Source organism: Vibrio sp. SS-MA-C1-2 (assembly GCF_021513135.1).
In the GTDB taxonomy this organism is placed as follows: domain Bacteria; phylum Pseudomonadota; class Gammaproteobacteria; order Enterobacterales; family Vibrionaceae.
Genome location: NZ_CP090981.1, coordinates 411263 through 433017 on the forward strand (window position 1 = coordinate 411263; position 21755 = coordinate 433017).

A 21755-nucleotide genomic window follows, 5' to 3' on the forward strand; every position below is an offset into this window, starting at 1 on the left:
TCGTTACCTTTAATAGATACCGCTGCGTATTAAAAATTAACGAGGACGGCCAACAAAACCAACGGCTTTATACGCTTTTTCTAACGTAATAGCGGCATGAGCTGAGGCTTTTTCTGCCCCTGACTTCATCACTTGATCAAGGAAAGCTCGGTCATTACGGAACTGCTTATAACGCTGCTGTAAAGGCTCTAACATCGCAACAACTGCATCAGCGGTGTCGCCTTTTAGATGACCATACATTTTACCTTCGTATTCTGCTTCTAATGACTTGATATCTTTGCCTGTCACGCCAGAAAGAATCCCTAACAGATTTGAAACGCCCGGTTTGTTTGCAATATCAAATTGAACACGAGGTGGCTCTTCTGAATCAGTCACCGCACGTTTAATCTTCTTCACAATCGCTTTTGGATCTTCAAGCAAGCCTATCACGTTATTACGGTTATCATCGGATTTCGACATTTTCTTTAGGGGATCTTGTAGGCTCATTACGCGCGCACCAACACTTGGGATATAAGGTTCTGGCACTTGGAATGTTTCACCATAAAGATTATTGAAGCGATGAGCGATATCACGAGAAAGTTCTAAATGTTGCTTCTGATCATGTCCAACAGGCACTTGCTGCGCTTGATAAAGTAAAATATCCGCCGCCATCAGAACTGGGTAGCTAAATAGACCTGCATTGATATTTTCAGCATGACGCTGAGACTTATCTTTAAACTGAGTCATGCGGTTTAGTTCACCCATTTGAGTATAACAGTTCAATAACCAACTCAACTGAGCATGCTCTGGAACATGAGACTGAATAAACAAGGTGCTCTTTTCTGGATCAACACCAACAGCAAGACAAAGTGCTAATGCATCTAATGTTGCTTCATGAAGCTCTTCGGCTTTTTGGCGTACCGTAATGGCATGTAGATCAACAATACAGTAGTGACAATTGTAATCATCCTGCATCTGTTCCCATTGACGTAATGCGCCCATATAGTTACCAATACTCAATTCACCAGATGGCTGGACGCCACTCAATACAATGGGTTTACTCATGATAAAGTTTCCTTAAAGGTAAATAATTGCCGCCACTAATAAAGTAAACGGCAAGTTTTAAATAGTCTAATTGATAGTACTGTAACTCGATTAACCGAGATTGAGAACATCTAATAGTTGATTAAATTGTTCACAAACAAAGGTTGGCTGACTTTCCGCAATTGGTACACCGTAGTTATAACCATAAGTGACGCCAATTGAACGACATTTTGCATTCTGTGCCGCTAAAATATCATTTTTAGAGTCGCCTACCATCACCGTTTGCTCAGGCTTAAAGTTAAACTCATCCATCAACCAGTTTAGTGCCATTGGACTTGGTTTTTTCTCTGGGAAATCATCGCCACCAACAACATGACAAAAGAAGTCCGCTAACCCTTGTTCTTCTAACACCGCAGCCACAAATTGTGATGGCTTATTGGTCAATAGCGCAATTTTTATCCCTTGAGCTTTCAATGTTGTTAAGGTTTCGATCACTCCAGAGTAAACTGTCGTTGCACTATGGTCACTGGCACCATAATGACCATTAAAAAGATCCCGTGCTCTATTCTGTAATTCAGGATCAATATCTGGATTTGGCGTTACACTTTGGCTCAATGCGCGGGCAATCAATAAGTCCGCACCATTTCCAATCCAAGTTGCCGTCTGTTCAACGGTTACCGATGGATAACCAATATCTTGCATCGCTAAATCAACGGCATTAGCAAGATCAGGGACGCTATCGACCAAAGTACCATCAAGGTCGAAAACGATAAATTCAGGTTTATTCATTATTGGTAATATCCAAGGTTATCTATTTTATAACGCTATTTAGTCGCGTTTTCTAACTCTACACGCATTTCATCAATCACTGCTTTGTAATCAGGTTGATTGAAAATCGCAGAACCTGCTACAAACATATCGGCGCCGGCGGCTGCAATCTCACCGATATTATCGACTTTAACACCACCATCAACTTCAATACGAATATCGTAACCACTTGCATCAACAATCGCACGAACTTCTTGGAGTTTATCAAGCGTAGAAGGGATAAAGGATTGACCACCAAAGCCCGGATTAACCGACATCAGAAGAATGACATCAATCTTATCAAGTACATAATCTAAATAATGTAGAGGCGTTGCAGGATTAAACACCAGCCCAGCTTTACAGCCGTGATCTTTAATCAACTGGATAGAACGATCTAAATGTTCGGTTGCTTCAGGATGGAAAGTGATAATAGAGGCGCCGGCTTTGGCGAAATCTGGGATAATACGATCAACCGGCTTAACCATTAAATGAACATCGATAGGCGCAGTAATACCATAATCACGTAGTGCCTGACACACCATAGGGCCAATTGTTAAGTTAGGGACATAATGGTTATCCATTACATCAAAATGAACAACGTCCGCGCCTGAATCTAATACTTTCTGTACATCGTCACCTAGACGAGCGAAGTCGGCGGAGAGAATTGATGGTGCAATCAAAAAATCTTTCATAATTAAGCCCTAATCAAAACATATTATCGGAGTGAATATTAGAATAATTCTACTCGAAATCGATTGCGCTGTCTTAATGGATTTATTGATTCTGATCAGAAGTTACAAAGAAGAAGATGTTATCTATACGATTTCGGTTTTATCCGCATGGAACAGTGCCAATAACTCATTGACTTTATTACGGCTTCCACCATTACGACTAATCGTACGCTTCACTTTAACCACAGAGAGATCGGCACCATGATAGAGGCGACGAGTTAAGGTCGTATCGTGGTTAGAAATTAAGACAGGGATACCACGAACCGTTGCCGCTTTCTCTGCAATATCTGCAAGCGCAGCTTGGTCATCTAATGAGAAGCCATTACCGGTATAACTGGTAAAATTTGCAGTATTAGAAAGAGGCGCATAAGGAGGATCGCAATAAACAACCGCGCCTTTACGTGCTCGACGAAACGTCTCGGCATACCCTTCACAGACAAATGTCGCTTTCTTGGCTTTTTCTGCAAAGTAGAGTATTTCTTTCTCTGGAAAATAGGGTTTTTTATAAGAGCCAAATGGGACGTTAAAACCGCCTTTCTTATTATAACGACATAAACCATTGAAGCCATGACGATTAAAATAGAGAAAAAGGATCGAACGACGATAAGGATTATTAGTGGCGTTAAACTCTTCACGCAGCGCTAAATAAACCTCTTTCTGATTATATTCAGGGGTAAAGAGTTTTTTAGCGTCCGAAATATACTGTTCAGGTTGCTGCTTAACAATATTATAGAGATTAATAAGATCAGGATTAATATCAGCAAGGAGATAGTGATCATAATCGGTATTAAGGAAAACAGAGCCTGCACCAACAAAAGGTTCAACCAGCTTTTTAGCCGCAGGAAGATGATGACTGATATCTTCGACTAAGGAATATTTTCCTCCAGCCCATTTTAGAAAGGCACGATGCTTTTTCATTCAGTCTATACTCATCTCTAATTTAATAAATGGGGGCGGATTGTACCCTATTTTACGGGATTGTTGTGTGAATCAGAATATTTTTTATAAAAATTTATAGCCAATAATAATGATAGAGAAAAAATGGATGATTAGTTATTAACTTGTTGCTCATCCATCATCGCATCAACCACTTTATCAGGCACGACAATACGCTGACTATGTTCAAGATTACTCTCAATTGTCACCCCTTTCTCAGGTAACATTTGAGGTAAAGATTGCTGTTCAACCGTATCTACCGTTGGCTTGTTTGAAGTTGTCGATTGACCATCAAGATTAGATGTTGGCACTATTTGAGTACTGCTGAGCGCAGACTCTGTCGTATTAATCTCGGACTGAGAAACTGCGGGCTCTGCCGAATCATCATCATTAAAAGCAAGCCAACTTGAAACAACAATAATTAACAATACGATAACTGATAATAGCTTCTGTTTCATTTGACCCTCTCTTAATAATATTCATGCTTACTAATAAGTATATCTAACAATTAAGCATTCGCATTTTAGCTGACGATGCTCTGGCTTCTAAATATTTATCGAGCAATAAATTTCAACTAATCAACTAATCAATAATATTATGCTGAAAGATGACGATTAATCACCGACTTTAATAGTTCACTCGGCGTATTATCAACCACTTTTGAGCAACCAATCGATGTAGGAAGTACTAATCTTAATTTCCCAGATAGCACTTTCTTATCTCGCATCATATGCTTAATAAAGCTTTCATAAGTCATTTCTTTGGGTGCTTTTATCGGTAGATTTGCACCTTTGATCAGTGCTTTCATTGTCTCTGTTTGAGATTCAGAAATCAGCCCTAATGCTTGAGATGTTTCAGCAGCTAACACCATACCAACCGCAACCGCCTCACCATGAAGCCAATTACCGTAACCCATCTCAGCTTCAATCGCATGACCAAAAGTATGACCTAAGTTCAATAAAGCACGAACGCCAGCCTCTTTCTCATCATCGGCAACAACATCCGCTTTAATTTGACAGCATCTTGCAATTGCATAATTTAATGACGTTTTATCAAAACTCATTAATTTATCCAAATTCTGCTCTAACCAATGAAAGAAAGGTTGATCAATAATAATTCCGTACTTAATAACCTCAGCCATACCTGCTGAGAATTCACGCGGCGGTAGTGTCGTTAAGCTATCAATATCAATCACCACAGCTTGAGGCTGATAGAACGCACCTATCATATTTTTCCCCAATGGATGATTAACACCGGTTTTTCCACCAACAGAAGAGTCAACTTGAGAAAGAAGGGTTGTTGGAACTTGGATAAACTTAACACCACGCTGATAACTTGCCGCAGCAAAACCAACAAGATCACCAATCACACCACCACCTAAAGCAATTAAAGTGACATCTCGACCATAATTTCCTTCTAACAAGAAAGTCATGATCTGATTAAAGGTCTCTAGGGTTTTGTATTTCTCGCCATCAGCTAACTCTAATAGTGCGACTTGACACTGACGCTCATTCAAAGTCTTAATTAGCTGCTGACTATAAAGGGGGAGACTGTCTCATTGGTGACAACAACAACGGGGTCATTAGCATCAATGTGACAGAACAACGCCGAATTGCTTAACAACTCGGCGTCTATTGAGATGGGATAGCTGCGATCTCCAAGGCTAACACTAATCTTTTCCATGATTTACCTATCTCATTGGGTAGTTTATATCGTACTAACAGAACAAATTAACGCTCTTCTAGCATCTTAATAATCTGGTTTGCCACTACTTTTGCACTCTGATCATCTGTACGGACAACATAATCTGCCACATCTTCGTACATTGGGTTTCTTTCAGCTGCTAACGCTTCAAGAACTTCGCGAGGTTGATCAGTTTGCAGTAACGGGCGCTTTTTATCACGCTGTGTACGTGCTAACTGCTTTTCAATGGTTGTTTCTAAATAGACAACAATACCACGTGCAGAAAGACGATTTCGGTTCTCTTTACTAATTACTGAACCGCCACCTGTTGCTAGAACAATGCCTTGTTGTTCTGTAAGGTCGTTAATGACACCTTCTTCGCGAATACGGAAACCCGCTTCACCTTCAACATCAAAAACCCAGTTAATATCTGCACCAGTACGCTCTTCAATTACACTATCAGAGTCTAAAAACTCCATATGTAGTTGTAGTGCCAGCTGGCGACCAATTGTACTTTTGCCGGCGCCCATTGGACCAACAAGGAAAATATTTCTTTTTTCAGCCATTTTCAGCCATCAATTATATTTGGAATGCCAAAAAACCCCCAGGGTATCTTACGATTTACATACCCGAGGTACCAAATTCCTCACACTGCTTGTGATAAGACAAGAAATTATCTCAAGGTTATACCCACCTTGGCAAGTAATTTACTCAAGATAGTCTAAATCAATGCTAATTTCCTAGCTTCACAATAGTCGGTGTAATAAAAATCAGCAATTCTTTTTTTCACTTTGTTGATATTTTCGCTGAAAAAGAGCACCAACTGCAGGAATATCTGCCAATATAGGGACTTTATCGACACCAGACAAACTCTGTTGCTGATAAATACCACCTAGGATAATAGTTTCTCGATCTTTAGCAAAAACTTGGGTATTGATCCTTTGAGTGTTGATAGAAACCGCTTCACCGGTTCCAATTTTAACGGTATTCCCTACCCGATCTTGTGAAATTGCCAAATTTAATAACAAATATCCATCAAATGTCACTCGCGGAGTCACCTCTAAGCTTAATACGGCTTTTCGAAAAGTAATGCTGGTTGCGCCACTTTCTGTTGATTCTTGATAAGGAATTTCAGTTCCTTGTTCAATGGTGGCGGTTTGGTTATTCGCGGCCAATAATCGAGGACTAGAAATAATTTCAGCTCGTGACTCCGCCTCCAAGGCTGAAAGCTCTAAATCTAGAAGTACATGTTTTCCAAGACTAGCGAGCTGAAATGCAATTGATGAGGACTTTCCGCTATTGGCACTAAGATCGACATTTAAATGGCTTTGAGGATCAAAATCACTTCCCGATTGATTCGCATAATTACCTTCAATACCGCCAGAAATAGCAACAACAGGAGATTTAACCGAAAGGCCCCAACGAACACCAAACTCTTCAAGTACGCCTTGATCGACAATCACAATTCGAGCATCAATAACAACCTGTTTAACTGCAATATCTAATTGTTTTATCAGTTTTTCAGCACGTAAAATATGTTCAGGTGTGGATTGTATAATCAGACTATTTGTTCGCTGATCAACACTCATTTTACTGTTAACCCCAAGAATAGCCATTTCTGCAATGACCTTCTTTAATTCATTAGCAAGACTATATTTTATTGGGATTAGACGGATCTTTTGTTGTGATTGAGGTTGGTTCAATACTTCAGAGTGACTAATTATTGGTGAATTCAACGGATAAATATGCCAAATACCATTGCGTTCTACTTTTGCTAATTTTGCAGATATCAAGATGGCATCTAGCGCCATTATCGGCGAGCGGTCTCGAATATCTAAAGTAATACGACCGGAAATATCATCACTGATAATAATATTTAATCGTCCTTTATCAGCAATGCTTTGAATCGCATGATGAATGGGGATATTATCAAACTGTAGGGAAATATGTGTATTTGTCGACGGTAACTCATCGTTCGCCAATGCTGAATTTAAAATAGAATTATAAAAAAAAGAGACGTTAAAAAAATAAGAATTAAAAGCAAAAGAACAACAAATAACTATCAATATCACTGTAATTCGAATCATTTTAACCTCTCCTTATCGGACCTGTTCTTGGAACTCTCCTTGGTCTCGCCCTCTTTTTTATCTCGACTATTGATATCAATTTCATTTTGATAGAAGCCTGCACGATATAAAATCTGCGGTTGTAAGCAAGATTGTTGAAACTTAAAAATCAACCGATTTTTATTCAACTCACTCAGTTGCCACTCTGTTAAGGGTAATTTATCTTGTCGTTTTAACCAGTAAGCTCCTTGTTCATCATGAGTTAAATAAGCGTAGTTTTGAGCACTAAAATGAATAAATCCTCGGTACTGCCAACCTTCAGGTATTAAAATGGACTGGCAAACCTCTGTCGAATTCGCCTTATTCATCACTGCATTATTTTGGCTTTCCATAAAATCACCAAGGTTAGACATATCTTCAATATTACGGGCAGGATAAAAAAGAAAAGGATTATTTATCACCTTAAAATGATCCTCTCCAATATCGATAGCCATTTTAGCGTCTATCTTGACTTTTAACTCCTGATACTCAAACAACTGCTTATTTAGCGTATCTAAGAAGGTATATTTCTGCTTTATTTCTAAATCAGATAAAATCGAAGGTGAACTATTTTGTTCAACCTTTTTGTCTGGAAGTCGCGCCATTAAACTCAATGTTACTTTAAAGTGAATATCTCCAAAGCGATTAGGTACCAACGAGAGTTCAATTATAGACAAGCCACTATTTTCACTTAAATATTGACTTAATTCAGTCATAAAGTGGTTCAAATCTAGGTACTTGCCACTCAATGATAGTTGTAAGTTACACTGCTGAAATAAGTCATTATTCGCTTTACAGTTTAACCATCCTAGTTCAACAACAACTAAGTCATACTGAGTCATCATCATCTGAATTGTCGAGGAAATTAAATTTTGTCGCTCATTAACAATTAAACCTAATTCAATTACGTCAATATCTTGATATTTTTCGTTAATTTGTTGAGTTAGTCGCACCATCTTTTCCGTCAAGATCTGCTGGTCCTGCTGTCGACTGATCTGTTGTTTTAATTGCTGTCGCTCGAGAAAAACTGGACTTAACCACAACCAGATAAAAACCAGACTCAATAGCAGGTAAAAGAACAGCAAAATAAAAACGCGATAGAGCCTCTTAAGTTGCAACCACGCTTGGAAAGCCGTCAAAAGCTGCTTTTTTGCCACAATAAAAGCGTGTTGAAGTTTAAGGTAATAAGCCGATCCCAATGAGTCCAGTCGATTAACCATCCGCTATCCACCTTCCGACACTATTTCTGAGTATTGAACCTCAGAATATTGGATCTCAAAATAAAGTTCAGCCCGAACAGTCTGATCTTTTTGAGTCACTTTATCTATCTTCACTTGATTAATACTCTGACTCGTCTCAAACGTTTCAATCAAATCAGAGAGTGGGTATTTTTGATTAAACTGTAGAGTCAATTTCACTTCTGAAACTCGCTCATCTCGCCGAGAAAATACTAAATTTTCAATTGTTATACCTTTATATCCACCTCGATTAAGCCATCGCCAAAAAAGCTCAAGATGATGTATTGATGTGATATGTTGATCCGCTATCATCAGCTGGCTATTTAGGAAATCTAATCCTTGCTGTTGTTTCACCAATCCTTGGTACGCTTGTTGATATTGAGGAGGATCTCCAGCTTGTTGTTGATGCTGTAAATATGCAACCTCTTGACGCCACTCATTACCAAGGAGGAAAATAGACAACAATAACAGACTGATAATCATAAAAAATTGAATTAACTGACGATAAAGCTTAAAAATAATTTGCCGCTGTCGCCAGTTAATAAAATTACAATACTGCGGAGATTGAGAGATAGTGTATGAGAGGCCATCATCAACAAAAGAGGATAAATATAGCGGGGTCTTATCTTGATACCAGATTGTAATTTTGTTTTCTGTCACTTGCGGAATTGACGTAGACAACAATTGAGCCGTCATCGACTGCCAATGAATATCAGTAATAAGACAAAAAATCGGCAAAAGAGAAAAATCAACGTTAAAATAAAGTGATTGCATCTGTAGTTTTTTCGCCAGCCAGTCACTCTTCTGCTTTGCATTGCCAATATTAACGAAATCTAAAGAGAGTAAATCAGGCAACGGTTCATAGTGATAAAATGACCAACTGTTCTGATTACCAACATAAAGGTATAACATCTGATCTTTTAATATCACAAATAACAACGCCCCCTCCTCTTGTTGCTTTTTATCTTTTGTCCTTATATCTGATGGTCTTTTATCTTGTTGTAATACGATTTTTTGTCGATACGTTTGTTGTAAATAATAGTGATAAAAATCACGTTGAACAGCAATTGCCTCCACCTTATAACCTGCACTTTTAAATGCAGTTAATAACCGTTTAAACCATTTAGCTTTAATAACAAAAAGTATACGCTGTTGATTTTGATAATGGCTAAATTCAGTGACTATCTCATCATTAGGGATTAACTCATCGCCTTGACGTTGAGCCAATTTATATTGTTGTTCATCGGTCAATATTGTTGGGATAATACGTTGAACACTAATAACTTGATGATCAGATAAAAATAATAATATTTGATAATCATTGATCTTCTTGTTCAGATAACTATTTAAGTGACAACTAATCGATTCAAACAAATCACTTTTAAAATCAACGAAATGAAAACCGCCATTTATATTATCATCACTATTTTCAATCACTTTAATTTGATTAATTTCAGGTAAGAGCGTTAAAAAAATCCGCTGTTTTTTTCTCATTTTCCATTTCCTCCGATCATCCTTAATATTTTTCACATTACTTACAGATAAAAGCAGGTAAATAACGTAAAATTAAAAGAGAAAAGAATAAGTAGATTGATAACAGATTCGTCTCCGATCACGACACATTAATGGGATATTTCCGGTGAAGTTCATAAAACGCTTTATAATTTTTACAATCATTTGCGCCATTTTGGGCGTTGGCTCGATAATAGGTCTCTATTTTTATCTAAAACCTAGCTTGCCAACCGCGGTAGATATTGAACAATTACGTAATGATGAAATGCATACTCCTATGCAGATCTATACCAAAGATGGTGTATTGATCTCGCAGTTTGGCGAAAAGCGACGCATCCCCCTCTCTTTAAATAAAATACCTCTTGAGATGCAACACGCCTTTATTGCTACTGAAGACAGTCGCTTTTATGAACATATCGGCATCGACCCCATCGGTATTATTCGTGCGATCTATGTTGCTGGAACATCTGGCCATGTTAAACAAGGGGCAAGTACCATTACCCAGCAATTGGCTCGTAACTACTTTTTGACCAATGAAAGAACGCTAACGCGCAAAATCAAAGAAGTCTTTATTGCGCTTCATATTGAACAAGTTTTATCAAAAAATGAGATTTTAGAACTTTACCTCAATAAGATTTATCTCGGTTATCGTGCTTATGGTGTTGGAGCCGCTGCACAAGTCTACTTTGGTAAGGATGTTGACCAATTAACCTTGAGTGAAATGGCCGTCATTGCAGGCTTACCTAAAGCCCCTTCAACCATGAACCCATTGTACTCATTAAAGCGTGCAACAGAACGTCGTAATGTGGTGTTATTCCGTCTTCTAGATGAAAAATACATTACTCAGGCACAATACGATCAAGCCCACAATGAAGCCATTGTTGCTAGCTATCATGAAACAGAGATCAAACTACAAGCTCCCTATGTTGCAGAATTAGCAAGACAATGGGCGATTGATAATTATGGTGAAGCCGCTTATACCTCAGGTAAAAACATCTACACCACCATCGATTCAAAACTACAAGCCGCAGCTCAAAAAGCGGCGGTAGAGAATCTGCTTAGCTATGATATGCGTCATGGTTTTAGAGGAGAAGTCAGTCGAGTTTGGGAAGCAAAAGATAAGCCATTCAGCCAAGAAGATATTATCGAGTTCCTTGGAAAACAACCAAGCTACGGCGAATTAAAACCCGCCGTTGTCGTTGCTGAGGATCCAAAAGAAAAGTCGGCGACTGCTATCATTAAAGATGGCAATAAAATCACGATCCCTTGGGATGGTTTAAAATGGGCTCGTCGTTATATTACCGATAAAAAACAGGGTCCCGCACCAAAAACTGTCGCCGAAATCATTGAACCCGGCGATCAAATCTGGGTACGTGAAGTTAATGGTCACTGGCAGTTAAGCCAAGTCCCAAATGCCAATACCGCTTTTGTTGCACTTAATCCTGAAAATGGTGCCGTTGATGCATTGGTGGGAGGATTTAACTTCACCCACAATAAATTTAACCGAGCCACTCAATCAATTCGTCAGGTTGGTTCTAGTATCAAACCGTTCCTTTATTCTGCCGCACTAGATCAGGGAATGACATTGGCAACGCTGATCAATGATGCCCCGATAAATAAAGTCTACAAGAGTGAAGGAACAACTTGGCGTCCAAAAAATTCACCACCAAAATATAATGGTCCAACACGTATCCGTATCGGCTTAGCGCAATCTAAAAACGTCATGGCGGTACGTACTCTTGAACAAGTTGGGATCCAAAATGCCATTGATTATTTAACCCGCTTTGGCTTTAAGAAAGATGAGTTACCTAAAGCGCTTTCTTTAGCCTTAGGAGCTGGTAGCTTAACACCATTAGAAGTTGCACGAGGATTTGCGGCGTTTAAAAATGGGGGTTATCTTGTAGAGCCGTTCTATATCGACCATATTACCGACGCTAATCATCAAGAGGTTTATAAGGCAAATCCAACAGTCATCTGTCAAACTGATTGTCAACAGATTGAGCAAGATTACCTCGATAAATATGGCAAGATCGATGGTGATCAGCGAGGTATTGAAGATAAAGCGGAAATTGACACTGAGGTTAAGACATTTAATGAGACTGATCTTTCAACTCAAGCTCCTAACTCTCAAGTCGCAAACACGGATGATCTGACAGCAACAGAGCAACAGCCTCGTTACGCGCCACGTATTATTAGTTCACAAAATGCATTCCTAGTTCGCGAAATGATGGAGAGCAATATTTGGGGTGGCGGTAACTGGCGAGCAGGAACAGGCTGGAATGGCACAGGTTGGCGAGCTCAAGTTCTAAAACGCCGCGATATTGGGGGAAAAACAGGAACCACCAACGATTCAAAAGATACTTGGTATAACGGCTTTGCACCCCACCTTGTTGCAACAGCTTGGGTTGGCTTTGATGGTCATAAAGCATTAGGGCGTTCAAGCTACAACAATAACCTAGATAAACACCAAATCTATGGGGGCGAGTCTGGAGCTAAAACATCTGAGCCTGCTTGGATTGATTTTATGAAGGTGGCGTTAAAAGATGTTCCTGCAGAGAAGAAACATTTACCTGCTAATATCGTTCGTGTTCGTATCGATAGAGCCACAGGAAAACTAACTGAAGCCAGTGATAGCACCTCTCGTTTTGAGTATTTTATCAAAGGAACTGAACCAACAGAGTATGTCACTAAAGACCTTGGTAGCAGTAACGTTTTTGAATCTGATGATGGTGAAATTGAAGAGTTATTCTAAAGTGATTTTTTAATCCATATCATCAAACAGGAGCCACTCAATTAATTTGGGTGGCTCTTTTTTTGATTTAAATCACTCAATATTTAAGATTTTCATCTGATCAACAATGGTTTCTGCCAGCTTTTCATAACGACTTTTCAAAGGGGATCCTGGACGATAAGCTAACGTTATTGATCTTGATGGTGTTGGGTTGACCGCTTTCAAATAACGAATGTTATCTCCACATCGATCTTGCATTACAGCCAGTTTAGGAAGAAGTGTTATCCCTGCATCTGCTGCAACCATATTTCTTAATGCCTCTAAGCTGGTTGCCTTAAACTTATGTTCATCTTTTGCTCCTGCAGCAAAACAAAACCCTAAAGCCTGATCGCGAAGACAATGGCCATCCCCTAACATTAAAACAGTTTTTCCATTGAGCTCACACATATCAATTTCTTGATTTGTTGCCCATTGATGATTACTCGGAACAGCCAATTCCATCGATTCATTATAAAGAGGAATTTCAATAAAAGCTTGGGTCTCTTCTACTGCTGCAAGAATCAGACAATCGAGCTTACCTTCGTGCAATTTTTTCACTAACATATTAGTCTGCTCTTCATGAAAAAACAGTTCTAAATCTGGGTACAGTTCACGTATCACAGGAACAATCCAAGGAAGTAGATAAGGACCAACGGTAGGAATAAATCCAATATGGATTGGGCCACTCATACTCTTGCCTTGCTTAGTTGCCATCTCGGTGAAAAGGGAAACCTCTCGTAATACATTCTTTGCCTGATCCACTAACTCCAAGCCCTTGTCGGTAAATAATACTTTACGACTGGTACGCTCTAATAGTGAAACCCCCAACTCCTCTTCGAGCTTTTTAATTTGTCCGCTTAAGGTTGGCTGACTAACGAAACACGTCTCGGCCGCTTTTCTAAAATGCCGCTGTTCCGCTAAAGCGACAAGATATTCCAAATCCCTAATATTCATAATTTACATTCCATAGATTTAAGCTATTGAATCAATAATACCAAACGATTAGCCCAATCGAAATAGTTAATAGATAATAACTCCATCAACAACGCAGAACAAAACAGAAATAGAGAGTATTAATCGTCATTTAAAAGCTAAACTTAAAATGACTATGCGTTGAAATTAAACATTATTTTAAATTTTATGGAGTTCTATTATGTCTACACAATTAGTATCAAAAGAAGGTCAAGCGGTTCCACAAGTGACTTTTCACACTCGCCAAGACGATCAGTGGGTTGACCTATCAACTAACGAGCTTTTTGCCAATAAGACCGTCATCTTATTTAGCTTACCAGGCGCATTTACCCCAACTTGTTCATCTAGCCATTTACCTCGTTATAACGAACTTGCTTCAACATTTGCTAAGTACGGCGTTGACGATATTTTGTGTGTTTCCGTTAACGATACTTTCGTGATGAACGCTTGGAAACAAGACCAAGAAGCAGAAAATATCACCTTCATTCCAGATGGTAATGGTGACTTTACAAAAGGCATGGGAATGCTAGTTAATAAAAGCGACTTAGGTTTCGGTGACCGTTCATGGCGTTATAGCATGTTAGTTAAAGATGGTGTGGTAGAAAAAATGTTTATCGAAGCACAAGAGCCAGGCGACCCGTTCAAAGTTTCTGACGCTGATACGATGCTAAATCACATTGCACCAAACCATAAAGCGCAAGAGTCTATTACTGTATTCACTAAGCCTGGCTGCCCTTTCTGTGCAAAAGCCAAACAAGCACTAACAGATGCTCACCTTCAATATGAAGAAGTGGTATTAGGTAAAGATGCAACAACAGTCACATTACGTGCAGTAACAGGAAGAACAACGGTTCCTCAAGTATTTATCGGTGGTCAACACATTGGTGGTAGCGAAGATTTAGAAAGCTACCTAGCTAAATAACTTATCTCTTAGTGATTAAATTGTTTTTTACGGCAGTTAGTCTCAAACAATAGATTAACTGCTGATAATCACTCTGCCGGGACACATTGAATACCCTATTTACAACCCAAAGGAAAAAAAGAGATGAAAAGTTATAATGTAGATGTTGCTATTATTGGTGGTGGAACGGCAGGTTTAGGTGCTTATCGTGCAGCAAAAGAGCACTCCAATTCAGTTGTTATGATTGAAGGTGGTGAGTATGGAACAACCTGTGCTCGTGTTGGCTGTATGCCGTCAAAATTATTAATCGCTGCTGCTGAAAGTGTTCATCAGATAGAGAAAGCGCCAGGATTTGGTGTCTATCCTCAAGGTGATATCGACGTCAATGGCAAAGAAGTCATGGCACGAGTTAAAAGTGAACGTGACCGTTTTGTCGGCTTTGTATTAGAAGGGGTAGATGAGATCCCTGAAACAGATAAGATTCAAGGTTATGCTAAATTTGTCAGCGATAATCAGCTTATTGTTAATGATCAAAAAACCGGAACCCAGCATGAAATAACAGCAAAACGTATTGTGATCGCAACCGGTTCACGCCCAGCATGGCCCGCAATTTGGAATAGCTTAGAAGAGCGCTTGATCATCAATGATGATGTCTTTAATTGGGATGACCTTCCTGAATCAGTCGCCGTATTTGGTCCTGGTGTTATCGGTTTAGAATTAGGGCAAGCATTAAATCGCCTAGGTGTTGATGTCTTAATGTTTGGTGTTGGCGGTCAGGTTGGTCCATTAACCGATCCTGAAGTGATGGCTTATGCAGATAAAGCGATGAATCAAGAGTTCTATCTTGATGCTAATGCGAATGTTGAATCGATGGTAAAAACCGATAGTGGCGTAGAAATTAGTTATATCGATAAAGAAGGTGAATCTCGTTTAGCGTTAGTCGATTACGTTTTAGCGGCAACCGGACGACGTCCCAATGTTGACAAATTAGACATTGAAAATACCTCATTAGAGCTTGATAACCGTGGTGTTCCCACTGCTGACCCATATACAATGCAAACAAGTGTTGACTCCATTTTTATTGCTGGTGATGCAAGTAATCAGATTCCACTCCTTCATGAAGCGGCTGATCAAGCAAGAATCGCGGGCAGTAACGCAGGACAATTCCCAACCATAAGAGCGGGACTACGTCGCAGCAAAATTGCCGCCGTATTTACCGACCCACAGATTGCAATGGTCGGTGAAAGCTACAAAGAGATCACCACTCGCCTTGATACATGTGGCTGCTTTGAGACAGGTGTCGTCTCCTTTGAAAACCAAGGTCGTTCTCGTGTCATGCTAAAAAATAAGGGAATGCTTCATCTATATGGTGAACAAGGAACGGGGCGCTTCCTTGGTGCTGAAATGATAGGTCCAGATGCAGAACATTTAGCACACCTGTTAGCTTGGGCTCATCAACAGAAAATGACGGTTTCAGCGATGTTAGATATGCCTTTTTATCACCCAGTAATTGAAGAAGGTGTCAGAACGGCATTACGAGATCTCAATGCTAAGCTTCATTTAGGCCCTGAGATGATTAAACACTGTTTAGATTGTGGCCCAGGCTGTTAAGAACAACGCTCTGTTCATACTGAATAAAAAAGCGCGAATATGTTGGAACAATATCCACCATACCCGCGCTTTTTTTATACTTTTCTTAATCCGAATTTATTAAAAAACGTATTGAAAAACTTATACCAAAACGCCTTTCAACGTTCAGATCAAAACTCACTTCAAGTAAATATTAAGCGACATTCTGCTTAATCACGACACCAGAATTATCAAGGTAGATTTCTAACGCCACTTCATCACACACTTTTAGGTGTGGGCACTGTTGACATGCATCAAGAATCTTCTCAGGTAGTAGTGATTTCGCCGTCAACTGGAAGCCTTGCTTCATAAAGAACTCAGGAATACGAGTCAATACAAAGACCTTCTTAATACCGTGCTGTTTAGCTTTCGATAATAAGTGCTCAACAATCGAAGTCCCTTGAGACTGCTTCTGCCAACCCGCTTCAACCCCTAAAGAACGAATCTCAGCCAGCTCAGAATCATAAGTAAAGAGTGAACCACAACCTGTGACTTGACCATACTTCTCTGCCACTGCAAATGAACCAATATCACGCACCAATTCATTACGCTGCCAAGGTAGGTTTTCACCCATTCCGGCCCAGTAAGCCGCCATGCTCTCAATCGCTTTAAGATCATCAAGACGCGCACCACGAATCTTCACTTCTGAAGAGTAACGCGCTTCGATACGTTTTTCTGCTTGCTCTACTGCATAATCGACTTGATTTGGTGCAACACCACCCAAGGCGCTACGCTTCTCAAGACAAGACTCAATCGTCAGAATTGGGTAAACATCATTATCAATAACAGGAGAGAACTCTTTTAACTCAGCCAAAGAAAGCTCTTCTAGTGCACAGCCTTTTTCAATGGCGGTAACAACGGCAACGCCAACAATGTGGTGTGCTTCTCTAAACGGAATACCTTTGGCAACAAGGTAATCAGCAAGCTCCGTCGCATTGGCATACCCTTGCATTGCCGCTTCTAACGTTCGTTCTTTATTAACTTTGATACCATCGAAACAGAGAGCGGCCATTTCCATACACTCATGCCAAGTATCAAGTGCATCAAATAGACCTTCTTTATCCTCTTGCATGTCTTTGTTATAAGCTAAAGGAAGCGCTTTAACCGTCATCATCATCGCAGTCATCGAGCCGTAAACACGACCACATTTGCCACGAATTAACTCTAATGCATCAGGGTTTTTCTTCTGTGGCATCAAAGATGAACCCGACGTTACGGTATCTGCCAACTCAATAAAGTTAGACTCACCCGAGTTATAAAAAATCATATCTTCAGAAAGACGCGAAAGGTGTAACATCGAAATAGAGGCAACAGAAAGCAGCTCCATGACATGGTCACGATCAGACACAGAATCTAAACTGTTACGAGTCGCACGATGGAAACCTAAGTTTTGCGCTAACTGCTCACGATCAATTGGATAGGCAGTTCCTGCCAGTGCACCAGATCCTAATGGACAGGTATCTAAACGCTGAAGTGCATCTTCCAAACGTGAATAGTCACGCTCAAACATCTCAACATACGCAAGACACCAATGAGCAAACGTCACTGGTTGCGCACGCTGTAAGTGAGTATAGCCAGGAAGCACCGTCGTTTGATGTTGACGAGCAACAGAGGTTAATTGACTCTGAAGCTTATTCAACATCAGAAGCAGTTGTTGCCCTTGTTGACGACACCAGAGCTTTAGATCCGTCGCGACCTGATCGTTACGAGAACGACCAGTATGTAACTTTTTACCTAAATCCCCAACTTGATTGATCAGCTGCTGTTCGACCCAGCTATGAATATCTTCTGCACCTGATTGTAAGATCTGTTCTGGATCTTCCATCACCGCCAATTTCAATTCATTTAATGCCAGTTCTAACTGCTGCTGTTCATCTTCTGTCAACACGCCAACCTGACGTAGGGACTTTGACCATGCAATAGATCCAACAATATCTTGTTCCGCTAAACGGTAATCAAAACGAAGTGAATCGTTAAACTGTTTAAATCGGATATCTGCTGCTTGACTAAAACGTCCGCCCCATAGCGCCATATTCCCTGCTCCTGTCCTTTTGACTATTTCTTAGTAATCTATTTTATTTGTATGTTGACGCACTAATTATGAATTTTTGGTTTCATTCAATGCGCGGATACGGCTAGCAAGTGAATAAAGACGGATAAAACCACCAGCATGGCTGTGATCATAAACATCGTCTTCACCAAATGTTGCAAACTCTTCGCTATATAAGCTGTTGTTTGAACGTTTCTGCACTGCCGTTGCTTGGCCTTTATAAAGCTTAATCACCACTTCACCTGAAACATCTTGTGCAATCTCATCTGCCGCAGCAAGAATTGATTTACATAGTGGTGTGAACCAACGACCATCATAAACTAAATGAGAGGCTTTTAATCCTAATTCTTGACGGAATTCATAAGTATCTTTATCTAAAACAAGCTGCTCAACGGCACGCAATGCTTCCATCATGATCGTGCCACCCGGAGTTTCATAACAACCACGAGATTTAATACCCACTAGACGGTTTTCTACGATATCGATACGGCCAACACCATGTTTTACACCTTTATCATTGAGATAAACTAAAGACTCATAAGGGGTCATCGGCTTACCATCAATCGCAGTTACCGCACCTTTAGTTACCGTTACCGTCACGCTTTCTGACTCATTAGGCGCTAATTCTGGATCGACAGTCCATACCCAACAAAGCTCGTTAGGTTGATTCCAAGTATCTTCTAACACACCACCTTCTGTTGAGATGTGCCATGCGTTTGCATCACGCGAATAGATTTTCTCAAGCGTCGCTGTTGTTGGAATTTCACGTTCAGCAAGATAATCAAGCAGTGCTTCACGGCTACGAAGATCCCATTCACGCCAAGGTGCAATAACGGTTAACTGTGGAGCAAGTGCAGCATAAGTGCTTTCGAAACGAACTTGATCATTACCTTTACCCGTACAACCATGGCAAACCGCATCCGCACCTAATTCAAGGGCTAAATCAACCTGCGCTTTAGCAATGATAGGACGTGCCATTGATGTTCCTAAAAGATATTTACCTTCATAGATAGCGCCAGTTTTTAGCGTTGGGTAGATATAGTCAGCAACCATCTCTTCTTTTAGGTCAGCGACATAGCAAGATGATGCACCTGATGCTATTGCCTTCTCTTCGATACCACATAATTCATCATCGCCTTGACCTACATCGGCCACGATTGCAATCACTTCACAACCATCATAGTTCTCTTTTAACCATGGAATGATCGCTGATGTATCAAGACCGCCAGAGTAGGCTAATACCACTTTTTTAATTGAACTCATTATTACTTCTCCTTGTATGCCATGATGACGGTCTGTCCGTGTACTGGCTAAATATTTATATGCTATTCACTGATACCATTGAGGTAATAGTGATTAAATTATGCAGAAAACAGAGTGCCTATATTTTCACCCTGAAATTGTTCACCTTTAAACAGTGCCGTTAACTTTTCAGGATAACGCCACGTTGCAATTTTTATCGGCTTACCGAGTGCATGACTTGCCTCAAATGCCGCCTTCACTTTAACTAGCATGCCATCACTAATCACACCACTTTCAATTAATTCATTCGCGTAATTGGGAGATAACGATGGAATTAACTCACCATTACCATCCAGCACGCCCTGAACATCCGAAAGTAGAACTAACTCGGCATCCAGTGTTGCAGCGATAGCAACCGCGGCTTGGTCAGCATTCACATTCATCAGCTCACCTTGGCTATCGATACCAATAGAACTAATGATTGGTAGTACGCCAGTGGTTAAAAGTTGCTGTAAGACGTCACTGTTACCGGGAGAAACTTTCCCTACCGAACCTAATTCAGGATCTAACTGCTCAACCTGACAAAGCCCACCATCCGCTAAACCTAAACCAACGGTCAACAATCCACTTTTAATCGCGACACCTTGCAGTAACTTATTTGCTGTTCCCGCCAATGCACCAGTGACATAAGGAATATGCTCCGCAGGCGTTACACGTAACCCTTGTTTTTTTACCGTCTCAAAAGACAGCTTGTTCATTAGGTCATCAACTAAATAACCACCACCATGAACGATAACTAATGGACGAGAAGAGTGCTGTTGATAATCTTTAATTGCAGAGAATAACTGTTCTAATACCCCTTGGTTAGAGAGGACCGCGCCACCTAATTTAATCACTAAAGGTAAATGACTCATCATATATCTCCCTTATAAAAGCCCAGCAGTTGGCTCAAAACCAAATCGAATATTTATGCACTGAACTGCTTGCCCTGCTGCACCTTTCAAAATATTATCAATTGCCGAAACCAAAATCAGGTGTTCCCCTTTCTGCTGCCAGCCAATATCACAATAGGGTGTATCTACTACGTGGTCGATAGCCGGTGCTTGTTGCCCTTTTAAACGGACTAAATCTGCATCTTGGTAAGCTTCAGTTAAAATGTTAGAAACTTGTTCAATCGTAACATTTTTATTCAGCTTACAGCTAGTTGTTGCCAGAATTCCACGTTTAAAATTACCTAAATGAGGCGTAAAGATCACATCACAATCCAAATGTGCAGCAATTTCTGGCTGATGACGGTGAGTAAAAATACCATAAGGTTGTAAACTGACTTGGCAAAAACTATTATTTAGCCCTGCTTTACGTCCAGCGCCTGAAACACCACTCACCGCATTAATCACTGGCCATTGATTTTTATCAATTAAACCTGCATCAAGTAGCGGTTTTAAAGGTAGTTGTGATGCCGTAGGATAACAACCTGGAACAGCAATCAATTGAGCTTCTTTGATCTGTTCTTGATTCCATTCGGCTAGACCATAAACCGCTTGTTCCAACCAATTTAATTCTTGGTGTTCAAAACCATAAAACTCTTGATAGAAAGATTCACTTCTTACTCGGAATGCGCCAGAGAGATCAAAAACCACACACTGTTTCGCTAAAAATTGATCGGCAATATCATGACTAACTTTGTGCTCAGTTGCTAATAGTACGATATCAATATCTGCTGCAATTTCAGCAATATCATTTAATGGCAAAATTTGTTGCTCTACCACGCCAGATAGTTGAGGATAGAGTTCTGACAAGCACTTATTTTTATCGACACTTTGCTGAGAAACATAAAGCCCTGAAAGTGTCAGGTTTGGATGTCGGTTAACGATTTTTGCTAACTCAGCTCCGGTATAACCACTTGCTCCAACAATTGCTGCTTTTAACATATTGATATCATTCCGTTGTGAATTTTATTCTAAATGCGACTTTTTTATTGACTATTTGATTTGGACTGTGAATATAGTAATCACGATAACTACACCAAGTAATAGATAACAATCATCGTCGGAGAGAGAGGTGAGAGATACACTTTAGTTGGTTCATAGAATCAAAATCCTTTTATACTCATATGAAATCTAATTTAATAACAGACTCTGAATAATGCTTTTTTA

The 21755-nt window shown here is 39.9% G+C and carries 17 protein-coding genes and 1 pseudogene; 3 read left to right on the forward strand and 15 right to left on the reverse strand.

What is annotated here, in order from left to right:
- Positions 1–36: 36 nt before the first annotated feature.
- The 10 genes and pseudogenes from trpS to L0B53_RS06525 form a co-directional block, all read right to left on the reverse strand.
- Entirely contained in the window at positions 37–1044 is a 1008-nt protein-coding gene (gene trpS / locus L0B53_RS06480; RefSeq protein WP_235061332.1) for a tryptophan--tRNA ligase, read from the reverse strand.
- A gap of 90 nt (positions 1045–1134) precedes the next feature.
- The gene (locus tag L0B53_RS06485; protein WP_235061333.1) at positions 1135–1812 is read right to left on the reverse strand and encodes a phosphoglycolate phosphatase; all 678 of its coding nucleotides are present in this window, start codon (positions 1810–1812) and stop codon (positions 1135–1137) included.
- Positions 1813–1847: 35 nt separating this feature from the next.
- Positions 1848–2522: a ribulose-phosphate 3-epimerase gene (rpe, locus tag L0B53_RS06490; protein WP_235061334.1), complete on the reverse strand. Its 675-nt coding sequence runs from the start codon at positions 2520–2522 to the stop codon at positions 1848–1850.
- A gap of 123 nt (positions 2523–2645) precedes the next feature.
- Positions 2646–3479: an adenine-specific DNA-methyltransferase gene (gene dam / locus L0B53_RS06495; protein ID WP_235061335.1), complete on the reverse strand. Its 834-nt coding sequence runs from the start codon at positions 3477–3479 to the stop codon at positions 2646–2648.
- Between the two features lie 131 nt (positions 3480–3610).
- Complete coding sequence (locus tag L0B53_RS06500; protein WP_235061336.1) at positions 3611–3955, reverse strand: hypothetical protein; 345 nt, start codon at positions 3953–3955, stop codon at positions 3611–3613.
- A 137-nt stretch (positions 3956–4092) separates the two neighbouring features.
- Positions 4093–5180, reverse strand: a pseudogene (gene aroB / locus L0B53_RS06505) (3-dehydroquinate synthase).
- A gap of 47 nt (positions 5181–5227) precedes the next feature.
- The gene (aroK, locus tag L0B53_RS06510; RefSeq protein ID WP_235061337.1) at positions 5228–5746 is read right to left on the reverse strand and encodes a shikimate kinase AroK; all 519 of its coding nucleotides are present in this window, start codon (positions 5744–5746) and stop codon (positions 5228–5230) included.
- 204 nt (positions 5747–5950) lie between these two features.
- Positions 5951–7267, reverse strand: a complete 1317-nt coding sequence (pilQ, locus tag L0B53_RS06515) for a type IV pilus secretin PilQ (RefSeq protein ID WP_235061338.1) — start codon at positions 7265–7267, stop codon at positions 5951–5953.
- On the reverse strand, positions 7264–8505 hold the full coding sequence (locus L0B53_RS06520) for a hypothetical protein (protein ID WP_235061339.1): 1242 nt from the start codon (positions 8503–8505) through the stop codon (positions 7264–7266). The genes pilQ and L0B53_RS06520 overlap by 4 nt, the downstream gene beginning before the upstream one ends.
- A 3-nt stretch (positions 8506–8508) precedes the next feature.
- Entirely contained in the window at positions 8509–10017 is a 1509-nt protein-coding gene (locus tag L0B53_RS06525; protein ID WP_235061340.1) for a hypothetical protein, read from the reverse strand.
- A gap of 145 nt (positions 10018–10162) precedes the next feature.
- On the opposite strand from L0B53_RS06525, the gene L0B53_RS06530 reads away from it, so the two are divergent.
- The gene (locus L0B53_RS06530; RefSeq protein WP_235061341.1) at positions 10163–12787 is read left to right on the forward strand and encodes a penicillin-binding protein 1A; all 2625 of its coding nucleotides are present in this window, start codon (positions 10163–10165) and stop codon (positions 12785–12787) included.
- Between the two features lie 72 nt (positions 12788–12859).
- Here the strand turns inward: L0B53_RS06530 and oxyR are convergent, their stop codons facing one another.
- Positions 12860–13759 carry a DNA-binding transcriptional regulator OxyR gene (gene oxyR / locus L0B53_RS06535; protein WP_235061342.1) on the reverse strand — a complete coding sequence of 300 codons (900 nt, stop codon included), beginning with the start codon at positions 13757–13759 and terminating at the stop codon, positions 12860–12862.
- 199 nt (positions 13760–13958) lie between these two features.
- Here oxyR and L0B53_RS06540 point away from each other — a divergent pair, with 199 nt between their 5' ends.
- Together L0B53_RS06540 and L0B53_RS06545 are read left to right on the forward strand one after the other, a co-directional pair.
- Complete coding sequence (locus tag L0B53_RS06540; protein WP_235061343.1) at positions 13959–14699, forward strand: glutathione peroxidase; 741 nt, start codon at positions 13959–13961, stop codon at positions 14697–14699.
- 123 nt (positions 14700–14822) lie between these two features.
- Positions 14823–16289: a dihydrolipoyl dehydrogenase gene (locus tag L0B53_RS06545; RefSeq protein ID WP_235061344.1), complete on the forward strand. Its 1467-nt coding sequence runs from the start codon at positions 14823–14825 to the stop codon at positions 16287–16289.
- Between the two features lie 172 nt (positions 16290–16461).
- Here the strand turns inward: L0B53_RS06545 and argH are convergent, their stop codons facing one another.
- The 4 genes from argH to argC form a co-directional block, all read right to left on the reverse strand.
- Positions 16462–18339 carry an argininosuccinate lyase gene (gene argH / locus L0B53_RS06550; RefSeq protein WP_235061345.1) on the reverse strand — a complete coding sequence of 626 codons (1878 nt, stop codon included), beginning with the start codon at positions 18337–18339 and terminating at the stop codon, positions 16462–16464.
- Between the two features lie 66 nt (positions 18340–18405).
- On the reverse strand, positions 18406–19620 hold the full coding sequence (locus L0B53_RS06555) for an argininosuccinate synthase (protein WP_235061346.1): 1215 nt from the start codon (positions 19618–19620) through the stop codon (positions 18406–18408).
- A gap of 98 nt (positions 19621–19718) precedes the next feature.
- The gene (gene argB / locus L0B53_RS06560) at positions 19719–20513 is read right to left on the reverse strand and encodes an acetylglutamate kinase (RefSeq protein WP_311197315.1); all 795 of its coding nucleotides are present in this window, start codon (positions 20511–20513) and stop codon (positions 19719–19721) included.
- A 12-nt stretch (positions 20514–20525) separates the two neighbouring features.
- Positions 20526–21530: an N-acetyl-gamma-glutamyl-phosphate reductase gene (argC, locus tag L0B53_RS06565; protein WP_235061348.1), complete on the reverse strand. Its 1005-nt coding sequence runs from the start codon at positions 21528–21530 to the stop codon at positions 20526–20528.
- Positions 21531–21755 lie beyond the last annotated feature (225 nt).